Origin of the sequence: Streptomyces sp. NPDC051561 (genome assembly GCF_044454195.1) — a bacterium.
In the GTDB taxonomy this organism is placed as follows: Bacteria; Actinomycetota; Actinomycetes; order Streptomycetales; family Streptomycetaceae; genus Streptomyces.
Map to the genome: position 1 here is coordinate 158,399 of NZ_JBITDM010000018.1, position 14,357 is coordinate 172,755.

The 14,357-nt window shown below is 72.0% G+C and carries 12 protein-coding genes; 9 read left to right on the top strand and 3 right to left on the bottom strand.

Features of this window, described 5'->3' with window-relative positions; translation table 11 throughout:
* Positions 1–69: 69 nt before the first annotated feature.
* On the top strand, positions 70–2,502 hold the full coding sequence (locus tag ACIA73_RS31190) for an HAD-IC family P-type ATPase (protein ID WP_399442198.1): 2,433 nt from the start codon (positions 70–72) through the stop codon (positions 2,500–2,502).
* A gap of 64 nt (positions 2,503–2,566) precedes the next feature.
* Here the strand turns inward: ACIA73_RS31190 and ACIA73_RS31195 are convergent, their stop codons facing one another.
* Positions 2,567–5,713, bottom strand: coding sequence for a sacsin N-terminal ATP-binding-like domain-containing protein (locus ACIA73_RS31195; protein ID WP_399442199.1), 3,147 nt, complete (start codon positions 5,711–5,713; stop codon positions 2,567–2,569).
* Positions 5,714–6,348: 635 nt separating this feature from the next.
* Positions 6,349–7,287 (bottom strand): DUF3027 domain-containing protein, encoded by a 939-nt coding sequence (locus tag ACIA73_RS31200; protein ID WP_399442200.1) that lies wholly within the window; start codon positions 7,285–7,287, stop codon positions 6,349–6,351.
* A gap of 295 nt (positions 7,288–7,582) precedes the next feature.
* Between ACIA73_RS31200 and ACIA73_RS31205 the strand changes: the two genes are divergently transcribed.
* The 4 genes from ACIA73_RS31205 (at position 7,583) to ACIA73_RS31220 (ending at position 11,088) form a co-directional block, all read left to right on the top strand.
* A complete protein-coding gene (locus tag ACIA73_RS31205; RefSeq protein ID WP_399442201.1) occupies positions 7,583–8,968 on the top strand; it encodes an MFS transporter in 1,386 nt (461 codons plus the stop codon).
* 77 nt (positions 8,969–9,045) lie between these two features.
* Positions 9,046–9,540, top strand: coding sequence for a DUF2771 domain-containing protein (locus tag ACIA73_RS31210; protein WP_399442202.1), 495 nt, complete (start codon positions 9,046–9,048; stop codon positions 9,538–9,540).
* A 29-nt stretch (positions 9,541–9,569) separates the two neighbouring features.
* On the top strand, positions 9,570–10,220 hold the full coding sequence (locus ACIA73_RS31215; protein WP_399442203.1) for a futalosine hydrolase: 651 nt from the start codon (positions 9,570–9,572) through the stop codon (positions 10,218–10,220).
* Positions 10,210–11,088 carry a 1,4-dihydroxy-6-naphthoate synthase gene (locus ACIA73_RS31220; RefSeq protein WP_399442204.1) on the top strand — a complete coding sequence of 293 codons (879 nt, stop codon included), beginning with the start codon at positions 10,210–10,212 and terminating at the stop codon, positions 11,086–11,088. The genes ACIA73_RS31215 and ACIA73_RS31220 overlap by 11 nt, the downstream gene beginning before the upstream one ends.
* Before the next feature lie 65 nt (positions 11,089–11,153).
* Here ACIA73_RS31220 and ACIA73_RS31225 read toward each other — a convergent pair whose 3' ends face one another.
* The gene (locus ACIA73_RS31225; RefSeq protein WP_399442205.1) at positions 11,154–11,537 is read right to left on the bottom strand and encodes a cold-shock protein; all 384 of its coding nucleotides are present in this window, start codon (positions 11,535–11,537) and stop codon (positions 11,154–11,156) included.
* A 203-nt stretch (positions 11,538–11,740) separates the two neighbouring features.
* On the opposite strand from ACIA73_RS31225, the gene ACIA73_RS31230 reads away from it, so the two are divergent.
* The 4 genes from ACIA73_RS31230 to ACIA73_RS31245 form a co-directional block, all read left to right on the top strand.
* Entirely contained in the window at positions 11,741–12,010 is a 270-nt protein-coding gene (locus tag ACIA73_RS31230) for a hypothetical protein (RefSeq protein WP_399442206.1), read from the top strand.
* Between the two features lie 182 nt (positions 12,011–12,192).
* On the top strand, positions 12,193–12,981 hold the full coding sequence (locus tag ACIA73_RS31235) for a sensor histidine kinase (protein ID WP_399442207.1): 789 nt from the start codon (positions 12,193–12,195) through the stop codon (positions 12,979–12,981).
* Between the two features lie 40 nt (positions 12,982–13,021).
* The gene (locus ACIA73_RS31240; RefSeq protein ID WP_399442208.1) at positions 13,022–13,684 is read left to right on the top strand and encodes a response regulator; all 663 of its coding nucleotides are present in this window, start codon (positions 13,022–13,024) and stop codon (positions 13,682–13,684) included.
* 204 nt (positions 13,685–13,888) lie between these two features.
* The coding region (locus ACIA73_RS31245) for a TcmI family type II polyketide cyclase (RefSeq protein ID WP_399442209.1) at positions 13,889–14,357 on the top strand (469 nt) is incomplete at its 3' end.

A 14,357-nucleotide genomic window follows, 5' to 3' on the forward strand; every position in this document is an offset into this window, starting at 1 on the left:
CCTCCCGGTGGCCCTGAAATCCGCTCACTCGACGGGTGAATGCGTACATCCGCCCGTACCGTCGGGTGCATGACGCACATTGACGCGGGCTCGGAGCTCGACCCCGTACACCCGGTGAAGCCACCCGCCGCCGAGACGGGCGGCACCACTGCCGTCGCCGCGCGGGTGACCGGGCTGACCGCCGCCGAGGTCGCGGAGCGGATCGCGCGCGGCGAGGTCAATGACGTTCCGGTACGGAGTTCCCGCTCGACGGCGGAGATCGTCCGGGGCAACGTCTTCACCCGCTTCAACGCGATCATCGGCGTGCTCTGGGCGATCATGCTGGTCGTCGCGCCCATCCAGGACAGCCTGTTCGGGTTCGTGATCATCGCGAACACCGGTATCGGCATCATCCAGGAGCTGCGCGCCAAGAAGACCCTGGACGGCCTCGCGGTCATCGGCGAGGCCAAGCCGACGGTCCGCCGGGACGGGGTGGCCGCCGAGATCTCCACCTCCCGGATCGTCCTCGGCGACGTCATCGAACTGGGCCCCGGCGACAAGGTGGTGGTCGACGGCGAGGTGGCCGAGGCCGACAGCCTCGAAGTCGACGAGTCACTGCTGACCGGTGAGGCCGACCCGGTCCTCAAGAAGCCGGGCGACGTGATGATGTCCGGCTCGTTCGTGGTCGCGGGCGGTGGCGCCTTCACGGCGACCAAGGTCGGCCGGGAGGCGTACGCCGCTCAGCTCGCGGAGGAGGCCTCGCGCTTCACGCTCGTCCACTCCGAGCTTCGCAGCGGCATCTCGACCATCCTCAAGTACGTCACCTGGATGATGATCCCGACCGCACTCGGGCTGATCATCAGCCAGATGGTGGCCAAGGACAACGCGTTCAAGGACTCGGTGGCCCGCACCATCGGCGGCATCGTCCCGATGATCCCCGAGGGCCTGGTCCTCCTCACCTCGGTCGCCTTCGCCATCGGCGTCATCCGCCTCGGCCGCAAGCAGTGCCTGGTCCAGGAGCTGCCCGCCATCGAGGGCCTGGCCCGCGTCGACGTCGTCTGCCTCGACAAGACCGGCACCCTCACCGAGGGCGGCATGGACGTCACCGAGCTGCGCCCCCTGGGCGGCGCGGACGAGTCCTACGTACGTCAGGTCCTCGGTGCCCTCGGTGAGTCCGACCCGCGCCCGAACGCCAGCCTCCAGGCCATCAAGGACAAGTACCCGGACGAGGCCCAGTGGCGGGTCCAGGAGTCGCTGCCCTTCTCCTCGGCGCGCAAGTACAGCGGGGCGTCGTTCAGTGACGGTACGGGCGAGGACTCGACCTGGCTGCTCGGTGCGCCGGACGTGCTGCTGCCCGTCGGCGACCCGGCGCTCGCGGAGATCGACGAGCTGAACGCGCAGGGCCTGCGGGTGCTGCTGCTGGCGCGGGCGGCCGGCGAACTGGACGACCCGAAGGTCTCGGCGGGCGCGACGGCGACCGCACTGGTCGTCCTGGAACAGCGGCTGCGCCCGGACGCGGGCGAGACGCTCGCCTACTTCGCCGACCAGAACGTGGCCGCGAAGGTGATCTCCGGCGACAACGCGGTGTCGGTCGGCGCGGTGGCCGCGAAGCTGGGCCTGTCCGGCGCCGAGAACACCATCGACGCCCGCCAGCTCCCCACCGACCAGGCCGAGATGGCCGCGGTCCTCGACTCCAACGCCGTCTTCGGCCGGGTCACCCCCCAGCAGAAGCGCGACATGGTCGCCGCCCTGCAGTCCAAGGGCCACACGGTCGCCATGACCGGCGACGGCGTCAACGACGTACTCGCGCTGAAGGACGCCGACATCGGCGTCTCCATGGGCTCCGGCTCCGAGGCGACCCGCGCCGTCGCCCAGATCGTCCTCCTCAACAACAGCTTCGCCACCCTCCCCTCGGTGGTCGCCGAGGGCCGCCGCGTCATCGGCAACATCACCCGCGTCGCCACCCTCTTCCTCACCAAGACCGTCTACTCGGTCCTCCTCGCCGTGCTGGTGGTGGTCAGCCAGGTCGACTACCCCTTCCTGCCGCGCCACCTGACGCTGCTCTCCACGCTGACGATCGGCGTCCCCGCCTTCTTCCTCGCCCTCGCCCCCAACAAGGAGCGCGCCAAACCGCACTTCGTCCGCCGGGTGATGCGCTACTCCATCCCCAGCGGCGTGATCGCGGCCGTCGCCACCTTCACCACCTACCTGCTGGCCCGCGCCCACTACACCGGCCCACAGGCCCTCGACGCGGAGACCAGCGCCGCGACCCTGACCCTCTTCCTGGTCGCCATGTGGGTGCTGGCGATCATCGCCCGCCCGTACACCTGGTGGCGGATCGCCCTGGTCGCCACGATGGGCTTCGGCTTCCTGCTGGTCCTCGCGGTCCCGTGGCTCCAGCACTTCTTCGCGCTGAAGCTGGTGGGAACCACGATGCCGTGGACCGCGGTGGGGATCGCGGTGGCGGCGTCGGCCCTGCTGGAGGTCGTGTGGCGGCTGGTCGGCCGGAAGTGGCCCGCCTGAGAGTGCCTGACGTATGCCCCCGAGGGGCGGGACCACTTGGTCCCGCCCCTCGGGCATTCACCGCCTAGTCGAACCACCTGTTCCGGGCCAGTTCCGCCGTGCGGGACGGGTCCTCCAGGAGGGCCGCGACCTCGAAGCGGCGGGGCCACTGGCCTGCCGCCCAGGCGAGAGCGGCGGCCACGCCCTCCAGGGTGGACGCGTGGAGGGCGCCGTCCGGGGTGCGGCGCCAGTCGAGTTCCGTGGACCCGGCCGACAGTGCGTCGTGCTCGATGTACGTGGCGGGGGTGGCGGGGCCCAGCAGGACCCGTACCGAGTACGGAACCTCGTGCTCCGTCCCCCCGTCGCCGACCTCCGCCGAGACCGTCTCGCTGACCCTCCGCACCTGGAGGAGTTCGGCCAGCGCGGCCGCCCTGGCCGGGGCGACCGGGAGGAGGGGCAGTCCGCCGGTCAGCGGGAGGAGGTCGGGGGCGTCGGCGATCAGCGCCTCCGAGGCGTCCACCACGACGAGCTCGCCGTCGACGACGACGCGCAACTCTTCGGGGAGGGTGACCTGTTCGGGGTCGAGAGCGGCCAATGCCGTGTAGAGGGCGTGGAGTTGCGACTCGGTGAGGTCGGCCTCCGGGTCGGTGAGGCGGGAGAGGAGTTCGGCCGCGCCGCCCGGCTCGGCGAGGAGGGAGGCGAGGGTGGTGCGGACGCCCAGCGCCCGCAGCACCTGCTCGTCGTCGAAGCCCGTCGCGTCCGCCTCGTCGTAAAGACCTTCGAGGAGTGCGTCGCCGCCCGCCGCGAGGAGCCCGGCGGGGCGGCGGCCGTCGATGACGGGGTGGTCGCGGAGCCACCAGGCCGTGTAGGGGCGGACGGAACGGGTGGTTCCGTCCGGCAGCAGGACCCGGACCTGCTGGGTGAGGGCGTCGCGGAGCGGGGGCTGGGCGAGGAGGGCGAGGGCCTGGGGCCACTTGTCGTCGTCGACCAGGTCGAGGTCGCGGACGGCGACGAGTTCGGTGGCGACCGGCGGGACGGGGGTGTCCGGGAGCTGGTCGAGCAGGTCCTCGCACCAGACGTCGACCGCGTCGAGCAGACCGGCGTCGTCGGGCTCGGCGTAGTCGGTGTCGCGGGGTTCGAATTCGTCGGGGTCCAGGACGACGTCCGTCGCCCGCACCAGGGCGAAGGTGGCCAGGACGCCGCAGGCGGCGAGCGTGCGTTCGCCCCAGCGGTCGGTCAGGTCCTGGTCGGCGAGTGCGAGTTCGTCCTCTCGCATGATCCGCGCGAAGGCACTGCCGGGGACCACCAGCTCGCCCGCCGGGGAGGTTTCGCCGTCCTCGTCGGGAAGGCCGAGGGCGCCGAGCCAGGGTTCGTCGCCGGGGGCGAGGTCGGCGTCCCGGACCAGCCCGAGGACGGTTTCCACCAGTTCCTCCGCGTCGAGGGCGTCCTCGTCCCAGATGTCGGCCCCGTCGAGCGAGGCGGCGACGGCTGCTCGCACCTGAGGGGTCGTCAGGACGGCGCGGGGGGTGGCGGGCAGTGCGCCCAGCTTCTCCAGGAGGGGGTGGGCGGCGTCCGCGTGGGCGACGCGCAGACCGAGCCTGGCGAGCTGTTCGGCGGCCTCGGGGCTGGAGTCGGGGAGCGGGAGGAGGACCTGACGGGGGCCGATGGCGGTACGTCCGTTGGCGAGCGGCACGGGGAGCCCGGCGAGCCGGTCGGGGTCGACGCCGGCCAGCGACTCGTACAGGCGGTGCCACCAGCCGGGTGCGCGTTCGGCGCCCCCGATGCGCTCCATGGCGTCCCCGAGGGGGAGGCGGCCGACGCCCAGCGTGCGCAGCTCCGCGCGGCGTTCGAGCCCGGCGGGGAGGAGCGTGGGCAGGACCTCGGCGAGGACCCGTACCGTCTCCTCCCCCGCCCCTTCCACGACCTCCGCCTCGAACGGGCGCAGCGCGGGCTGCTCCTCGGTGGGTGCGGCGGGGAGCAGGAAGGCGATGCGCGGGAGGCGGGCGACCACGGCGGCGCGCAGGGCCCCGTCGAGTTCACCCTTGCCGAGGGGGCCGGGGACCAGGGCGAGGGTGCCGGTGGACACGGGGGCCCAGCGGCTCAGCAGCTCGGCGTACGCCTCGGCGGCCCGCTCGACGAGGAAGTCGGTGAGGGGTCCTGGCGCCGGGTGGCGGCGGGTGGTGTCGAGCGGGAAGGTCGCGATGAGGAGGGCGGGGACGCCGAGGGGCTCGTCGGTGGGGGTGGGGGCGTGCACGACGCGTGCGGTACGGGGCGGGAGCGGCGAGCCGTCCTCGTCGACGGGTACCGCCCAGGTCAACGACCAGTGGGGGCGCAGCCGTTCCTCGACGGGGCGATCGGCGAGAAGGTCCTTGGTGAGGGGGCCCGAGGCGAAGTGGGTGCGCCAGCGGGTGGTGGACCGGGTGCCGCGCAGGCCCGTGTCGTCGATGTGGATGTACGGCTCGTGGGCCGACCGGGTCAGCGTCCGTACGCCCTCCGGGGTCTCGACGACCACCTCACTGAGGCCGGGCAGGGTCAGCAGCAGCGCATCGTCGATGGCGGCGAGCAGGTGCTCGACCAGGGCGAGGGCGGCCGGGTCGCGCAGCGGGAGGATGACGACCGTGTCGTAACCGTCAGGTGCGGTGCCCTCGGCGGGCAGCGGCAGCCGCAGCAGCGGAACGTGTCCGTCCCGGCGGCGGAGTTCGTCGGCCAGGCCGGGGCTGCGCAGGGCGGCCTCGTCCGCCAGGCCGCGCGCCTCGGCCAGCGACCAGCGGACGCCGCCGTGCCGGCCGACCACGGCGGGCTCGTCGGACACCGCGAGCACGGCGGCGAAGCCGACCCCGAAGCGGCCGACGGCGGTGTCGGTGTCCTCCCGCTTGGCGGAGGCCCGCAGCGTGCTGAGGGATTCGGCACCGACGGCGTCCAGCGGGGCGCCGGTGTTGGCGGCGGCGAGCACGGCGGGGCTGGTGGCGGTGGCCGGGTGCAGGGTGAGCCGCAGCCGGCCCCTCGCGCCGGCCCGCCCGGCCGCGTCGGCGGCGTTCTGCGCGAGCTCGACGACGAGCCGGTCCCGGTAGCCGCCGAGCGCCAGGTCCTCCTCCGCGTTGGCGTCCTCGCGAAAGCGCGCGGGCGTGGCGGTCCAGGCGTCCAGCACCCCGCGCCGCAGCCGGGCGGTGCCGAACGGGTCGCCGGGGCCGCCCCGGTCGTCCCCGGTGCTGTCCGTCTCCTGAACGCTCACGGTGGTGCTCCTCTGTCGTGGTCTGCGGCGTGCAAGGTATCGCGCGGTTGACCCCTTCCCCTGCCCGGAGGGGGCGGGGTCAGTCCTGGGGGTGGCCGGATCTCCCCGGGCCCTTGGCATTCCGGGGGCATTTCCGGTGCGAGCGGGTGCGGCTCGTCCGCCGGGGGCGGACGGCCTGGCGCATCCCGCTACGGGCCGCACGGACGGCGAGCTGACGCCCGAGGGGCGGGTCCGGATCGGGTTCGCGGGTGCCGCTCCGGCGGGCGCCACCGCTCATGGGCCCGGCTCCGAGGTCGTACGGGCCGACCCGAACCCCCGTGCGGCGGAGGTGTTCCTGACCCCGTCGGCCGCCTGTCCCCGCCGATCGAAGGGTTACGGGCGACCGGTACGGCTGCCGACGGCCATCCGCCGGCCCGGGGGGCATCGGGAGGCCCGCACCTCAAAGCCCCTCGGGCAGCGTGCCCGCCGCGCCCTCCGGTCGGGGGGGCGGCGTACCGGCGTATCCGGCCGGGCCCGCCCTGCTGTCGGTTCTGCTGTCGCCGGGGTTGAGACACAGGCTCTGAGTGACCCCAAGGGCAGCTCCGCCGCCCGAGTGGGCTCGGGCGGCGGGACAGTGGGAGGGGGTGCGGAGCCGGTCAGGAGTGGCCCAGGTCCTCCGAGGCGAGGTCCACGGCGTCCGGGACCGAGCCGCCCTCCGGGTCCGGGCGCAGGGGGAAGGCGTCGACGGCCATCGAGTCGAGGACGGGGCCCGTCGGCTTCGGGGGCTTCGGCATGACCGCGGCCTCCGAGTGGCCTCCGCAGCCGTAGGCCAGGGAGACGACGCGGCCGTCCGCCGGGCCGAATTCGTTGGCGCAGATACCGAAGGCCTGCCCGAGGGAACCCGCGACGGGGATCAGGAAGGCGCAGGAGACACAGGTGGCGGGGGCCGCCTGGGCCATCGGGGTCTTCGCGCCGTACTCCTCGTCCCAGCGGTCGGCCGCGAGGTGCAGGCCGTAGCGGGAGAGGACGCGGGCCCGCCGCATGCCGAGTTCCTCGGCGACGGACGTGATGGAGCCCCGTACCGGAACCGCCGGAGCCGTCAGTTCCGCGTCCTCGGCCTCGACGACCTCGGCGAGCGCCTGGGACCGCGCGGCCTGCGACTCCATCTCCTCGGAGAGCACGGAGTTCGGCGGCGGTACGTCCTCACCGGTCCAGCCGGGCTCCAGGCGCAGGTCCTCGGCCTCGGTGGGCAGCAGGTCGCCGGGGCCCATGTCGCCGGGGCGCAGCCGCTCGCTCCACGGCACCCATTCGGGGGGCGAGAGGGAGTCGGGGCCCGGGAGCAGGACCGTCTCGTTGAGGGTGACGTACTTGGCGCGGGAGGCCCGTGCGACGGTCACCGCCCAGCGCCAGCCCCGGTAGCCGGGCTCCTTCGCCTCGAAGAGGTGGGTGACCACCCGGTCACCCTCGGCGTAGAGGGTGAGGTGCTCGCCGACCACCCCGGGGAAGGCAGCCTCCTCGGCGGCCTCACGTGCGAGGTCGACCGCTTCGGCGCACAGACGGTCAGGGGTACGGCTTCTCGTCGTCGCAGCACTCACAGGTTTCGCTTCTCTCCTACGCCGTATCACGGGTGCGCCTGCCGATGACGATGTAGATGTACGAGCCGCGGGCGGAGCGGACCAGGGGGCCGCGTCGACGTCCGCGCCCGACTACCTGCCTCGGGCACACCTTCCGCCATCCATTCTGCGGGATCGCTGAGAGGCGCGCGGCCGAGTACAACCGCCGGTGGCGCGCTACGCACGCTACCCCCTCCGCCGCCCCCATCCCACCTGCGCGTCCGAATCCTGGTTCGGGTCGGGCGGTGCATGCGTGGCATTGGGGCACTATTGCGGGGTGGCTACCGCACGGTCGTCGTCTCGGCCGGATGTCCCAACTGGGCCGCTGCGCAAGGCGGGTCGGGCGATCGGTCATGCCCTCCACCTGCCGTTCACCGGTCCCGCCAAGGGAATCAGGCGGGCCACCCACGCCCAGGGCGCGGGTGAGTCGGGCCTGGGAAAGCTGATCGAACTTCATGCCGTGAACGGCGCGGGCGACGTATTGATCACAATCGCGCTCGCCTCGACGGTCTTCTTCTCCGTCCCGACGGACGAGGCGCGGGGCCGGGTGGCCCTGTACCTGGCGATCACCATGGCGCCCTTCACTCTTCTCGCTCCCGTCATCGGCCCGCTCCTGGACCGGCTGCCGCACGGGCGGCGGGCCGCGATGGCGGGCGCGATGCTCGCCAGGGCGGTGCTGGCACTGGCGATGTCGGGGGCGGTGGCGACGGGCGGCATCGAGCTGTATCCGGCGGCGCTGGGGGTGCTGGTGGCGTCGAAGGCGTACGGAGTGGTGCGCAGCGCCGTCGTACCGAGACTGCTCCCACCCACGTTTTCGCTGGTCAAGGCGAACTCAAGGGTGACTCTCGCGGGACTCCTGGCGACCGGGGCGGCGGCTCCGATCGGGGCCGCTCTGCAACGTGTCGGGCCGGCCTGGCCGCTCTACGGGGCGTTCGTGGTCTTCGTCGCGGGGACCTTCCTGGCCCTTTCCATGCCCGGGAAGGTGGATTCGGCCAAAGGTGAGAAGCGCGCGCATCTGGCCTCCGACCACCCGGGGGAGGAACAGGCGCCGGAGCGGCCCGGGCGGGGGCTGCGGGACGTGGGGCCCTCCGTGGTGCACGCGCTCCAGGCCAATGCGGCGCTGCGGGCGCTGTCCGGGTTCCTGATCTTCTTCCTGGCGTTCCTGCTGCGGCAGCATCCGCTGGGCGGGCAGAGTGCGGCGGTGTCGCTGGGGATCGTGGGGGTGGCGGCCGGGCTGGGCAACGCGGTGGGGACTGCGGTGGGGGCGTGGCTGAAGTCCCGGGCGCCGGAACTGATCATCGCGACGGTGCTGATGGTGGCGCTGGGGGTGTCTGTCCTCACGGCGGTCTTTTTCAGCGGGCTGCTGGTGGCGGTGCTCGGGGCGACGGCGGGGCTGTGTCAGGCGCTGGGGAAGCTGTCGCTCGATGCGCTGATTCAGCGGGATGTGCCGGAGGCGGTGCGGAACTCGGCGTTCGCCAGGTCGGAGACGTTGCTGCAGGTCGCATGGGTGGTGGGGGGTGCGATCGGGATCGCGCTGCCGTTGGTGGCCTGGCTGGGGATGGGCGTGGGGGCGGGGCTGGTGGCCGTCGGGGTGCTGGTGTCGGCGCGGGGGCTGCTGAGCGCGGCGGGCAAGCGGTCGAGCGGCGGGCGAGACCTGCGGTGAGGCGGGGGTGGCCCGGGCGGACACCCCCGGAAACCCCCCGGCGCAGGGGTGGGCGGTTCGGGCGATAGCCTTCGCGCATGACCGTTGCGCTGTTCTCGGGCCAGGCCCGTCGTACCACCGCCGCCCTGGCTGTCGCCTCCGCCGGGCTTCTCGTCCTCTCGGCCTGCGACAAGCCGACGCCGCTCGCGACCGTGACGGTCGGTACGGAGTCGGTGAACTCCGAGGCCGTCTGCTACAACGACGCCGCCGAGGGCATCAAGGAGAAGGACGCCGCCGGCTGCCTCAACAAGAAGGCCGCCAAGACCATCAAGGTCTCCATGGAGGACAAGGTCCGCCTGGGCGTCGACCCCGAGATCGCCGAGAACGGCTGGACGGTCTTCATCAACGGCCAGCCCGCCGAGCAGGAGCCGTACAAGAAGACGTACCGCACCATCCCGGGCAACGCGTTCTTCAGCTCCGGCCAGCAGGGCGCCCCGCCGGTCAAGGAAGCGACGGTCAGCATCGTCGAGACCAACAGCTCCAGCAAGAAGCTCGTCGGTGTGTACAGCTTCAAGCTGGAGAAGACCTCCTGACCGGGTCCGAACTCCCCGTGAACCCCCTCATGAACGTCCTCGTCGTGACCGCGGTGCCCGCTGAGCGGGACGCGGTCACGCGTGCGTTCGGGGAGGGGAGCAGCACCCCGACGGTGATCGCGGGAGGAGTCGGCCCGGCCGCCGCCGCCGCGTCCACCGCGCGTGCGCTCGCCACCGGTGCGTACGACCTGGTGGTCTCGGCCGGCATCGGCGGCGGGTTCGCGGACCTGGCCCCCCTCGCCTCGGTCGTCGTCGCGGACGCGATCGTCGCCGCCGATCTGGGCGCGGAGACGGCGCAGGGGTACGTTCCGGTCACCGGCCTCGGCTTCGGGACCGTGGAGCATCTACCTCCGGCCGCTCTCGTACGTACCCTGGCCGACGCCACCGGGGCCCGCACCGGCACCGTCCTGACCGTCTCCACCGTCACCGGCACCGCCGCCCGCGCCGACGAGCTGCGCGCCCGGCATCCCGGGGCAGCCGTCGAGGCGATGGAGGGATTCGGGGTGGCGGAGGCTGCCGCACTCTTCGGGCTGCCGGTGCTCGAAATCCGCGCCGTCTCCAACGCCGTCGGCCCCCGCGACCGCGACGCCTGGCGGATCGGGGACGCGCTCGCCGCACTGACCGACGCGTTCGGGAAGATCCGGCCCGCACTGGAAGGTTGGACACCACATGAGCACTGACCCCCGTCCGAGCACCGGCCCGCAGACCGGTCCGCTGAAGATCGCCTACTCGCCCTGTCCCAACGACACCTTCGTCTTCGACGCCTGGGCGCACGGCCGCATCCCCGGGGCACCCGGGCTCGACGTCACCTTCGCCGACATCGACCTCACCAACGGCATGGCCGAGCGCGGCGAGTTCGATGTGCTCAAGGTGTCGTACGCCGTGCTGCCGTGGGTTCTGGAGCAGTACGCCCTGCTGCCGTGCGGCGGCGCGCTCGGGCGGGGCTGCGGTCCGCTGGTCCTGACCAGGGACGCGGACGTGGACCTCACCGGGAAGACGGTCGCGGTGCCGAGCGAGCGGTCGACGGCGTACCTGCTCTTCCGGCTGTGGGCGGCCGACGTCGTGCCCGGCGAGGTGGGTGAGGTCGTGGTCATGCCGTTCGACCAGATCATGCCCGCGGTGCGGGACGGCAAGGTGGACGCCGGTCTGGTGATCCACGAGGCGCGCTTCACCTACCAGCGGTACGGGCTGCACAAGCTGGCCGACATGGGCGAGCACTGGGAGGCCACCACCGGGCTGCCCATCCCGCTCGGCGCGATCATCGCCAAGCGCTCGCTGGGCGAGGAGAAGCTGCGCGCCCTGGCCGAGGCGGCGCGGACCTCGGTGCGGATGGCCTGGGACGAACCGGAGGCGTCACGTCCGTATGTCACCGCCCATGCCCAGGAGATGGACCCGGCCGTCGCCGACCAGCACATCGGGCTGTACGTGAACGAGTTCACCGCCGACCTCGGCGAGGACGGGTACGCGGCGGTGCGCGGGCTGCTGGAAAGGGCGGCGGCCGAGGGGCTGGTTCCGCCCCTCGGGCGCGATGCGCTGAGTTTTCCGTAGGCCCGCGTTTTCCGTAGGCCTGGCGGCCGGTGGTCCCGGGCTTCCCGGCCCACCGGCTTGTCCGCCTATACGTCGAGCTGGTCCGCCACCGCGCGCAGCAGGCCCGCGATCTTCGCGCCGGCGGCCTTGTCCGGGTAGCGGCCCCGCTCCAGCTGCGGGGTGATGTTCTCCAGCAGTGTCGTCAGGTCCTGGACGATCGAGGCGAGTTCGTCGGGCTTGCGGCGCTGGGCCGCGGCCACGGACGGAGTCGGGTCGAGTATCGTCACCGAAAGCGCCTGGTCACCACGCTGACCTGCGACGACACCGAATTCGACGCGCTGACCCGGCTTGAGGCTCTCGACGCCGGCCGGGAGCACGGAGGAGTGGACGAAGACGTCGCCGCCGTCGTCGCGCGAGAGGAAGCCGAAGCCCTTTTCGCCGTTGAACCACTTGACCTTGCCGGTAGGCACCGTCTGTCCTCGTCCTCGTACTCGTTGGGTCCGGTGCGCCGCGAAAACGGCTCCGGATAGCACTCAGCGGGTCTTCACCGACCCGCCACTCACCAGACTATTGGTCTCCACGCCGCTGACAAGAGCCGCCGGAGCTTCCCCTTTCCGGCCTCCGGCACCGGCCCCCGGAGCAGGTCCCCGGGGCAGGGAACTACCCTTGCCGGGTGAGCAATGAAACCAAGAGTGGCCAGGCCGAGGCCGCCGAGCCCGGTGATCGGCTGGTTCGCATCGGCGGAATCGTCTTCTTCGTCGGGGCGATCGCAACACTGGTGACCTTCATGCCGATGTTTTTGGGGACGGAACCGTTCCCTTCGTTTGCGTATGCGGTGTGCATGTTGATGGGCGTGGGGTTCGTGATCGCGGCGGCCGGGGTGCTGCGGTCGATTTCCGTGCAGCGCCGTCAGGCACGGGCGGCCGGGGCCGGAGCGGAATAACCGCCGCCGAATCTTGAATAACTGTCAACAATTCGATTGACCAAGGTTACTCAGGGTTCCCTAAGGATTCTCTTCCCACTTCCCATGACCGACTGATACCGTCACCGACAGGACCAAGGTCACGAAGGTCGGCCGATTCGGGGGATCGGGCAGTGGACAGTGGATTTTTATTCCTTTTTTCATTGGCGCGAGAATTATTCCTTCTTGAGGTTCTGTCGCTCGCCACGACTCTGGGTGTATTCCTTTACGGGGAGGCCAAGCGACGCGCCCTGACGGCCGCGGTCGAAAGCGAGAAGTTCCGCGAGCGGCGCCGGATCGCCCGCGAATTGCACGACGGCGCGGGCCACCGGATGCTCGCCATCGTCCTGCGCGCCCGCCAGTTGGCCGCGCACTCCCCGAGCACTCCGCAGCCGCTGGCCGCGCAGGCCATCGAGGAGCTGGCGGTGCAGGCCCAGCGCGACGTCCGGGAGGCGATCGGCTGCCTGCCGCGCGTGACCTCGGGGTCACCCGGCCGCGCCGTACCGGCCCCGGGGGCCACCCGCTCCCCCACCCTGTCCGAACTGGTGACCGGGCTCGGCCTGGACCTGCCCGCCGGCAACCTCAGCGTGGGCTTCGACGACATGGGCAGGGAGCACCACTTCTCCGGCGACTCGCGGCACGCGGCGTTCCGGATCATCCAGGAAGCCGTGAGCAACGGGCTCAAGCACAGCGAAGGACCCATCGACGTCAGGGTGCGCTTCGGCGAGCGGCTGGAGATCAGCGTCACCAGCGGTGGCGCCCGCAGGTCGGTGCCGGTACTGCCGGGCAGCGGTCAGGGCCTGTTGAACATGCACCGCCGGGCCGCCGAGCTGGGCGGCACGCTGGCCTACCGGGAGCTGCCCGGCGGCCGGGTGCGGGTGATCGCCGTACTGCCCCGGCACCCCTCCGAACAGGGTGTTTCCCCTTGCGGACGGCCATCACTGACCCACTGAAGGCCCGGCCGCGGAAGACCGGGAGATCGGAGTGCCCGTCGTGCGGAGGAAACCGGTCCGCGTCCTGCTCGTCGACGACCAGTCGCTGGTGCGCCAGGGGCTGCGCGCGGTGTTCGCACCGCTGGAGGACATCGAGGTCGCCGGCGAGGCGTCGGACGGGGCCGAGGCCCTGCACCTGCTGCGCCGCACCCCCGGCGTGGACGTCGTCCTGATGGATCTGAACATGCCGCGGATGGACGGCCTGGAGGCGACCCGCAGGATCTGTGCGGCGGGACCGGCCGGACCCAGGATCGTCATGCTCACCATGTACGACCGCGACGAGAACGTCTTCGACGCGCTGCGGGCAGGGGCCAGCGGCTTCCTCACCAAGGACGCCTCGCCCCGGCAGCTCGCCGACGCGGTCCGGGAGGTGGCCGACGGCGGGGCCCTGCTCTCCTCCTCCGCCGCCCGCAGGCTCATCGAGGAGTTCGTCCGCAGACCGGTGCCGGCCGCCGGGGGTGCGGAACTGCTGCGCTCCCTCACCAGCCGGGAACTCGATGTGTTCCGGCTGCTCATTCAGGGATACGGCAACTCGGAGATGGCGGCAAAGCTCACCCTGGGCGACAGCACGATCAAATCGCATGTGCAGCACCTTTACCGGAAACTCGGGGTAAGGGATCGCGTACAGGTGGTTATTTACGCGTACGAGAATGGCTTGCTCTGAGGAATCCGGCAGTCCGCTCCGGCGACTCTTCGCACGAGCCGGAATAATTTATTCCATTACCTTGGCGGCCTTTTCGCATTTCCCGCCCACCCCTCTCCTTCTCCTCCGCGCGGGGGACATCGATCTCCGACTCGCGGAGGAAGACGTACCGGAATCCCTTCTCTAAAGTGACGCCCGTTCACTTCGGGGAAGGGAAAATGGGAAATGACCGAGCGCATACTCATCGTCGCCCGTATGGCACCGGAGAGGGCGGCGGAGGTCGCCGCCCTGTTCCGGGCCTCCGACGAGACCTCGCTGCCGAAGGATCTCGGGGTGGTCCGCAGGGAGCTGTTCCACTACCACCAGGACCTCTACTTCCACCTGGTGGAGTTCGCGGACGACGCGGACCGGGCCATGGCGGACGCCCGGGTCCGGGCGGACTTCCGGAAGCTGTGCACGGACCTGGACCCCTTCGTGAAGCCCTACGACCCGCAGACCTGGCGCAGTCCGGCCGATGCGGCGGCGACGTCGTTCTACCAATGGCAGCGGGAGGTTCAGCAGGTGGACCAGCAGGACAGCACCTCCCCGGCGGGGGGGGGGGGGGGGGGGGGGGGGGGGGGGGGGGGGGGGGGGGGGGGGGCGGGCCCGGGCGCGCGGGGGGGGGGGGCGGGGGCCGCCCCCCCCCGCGCGGGGC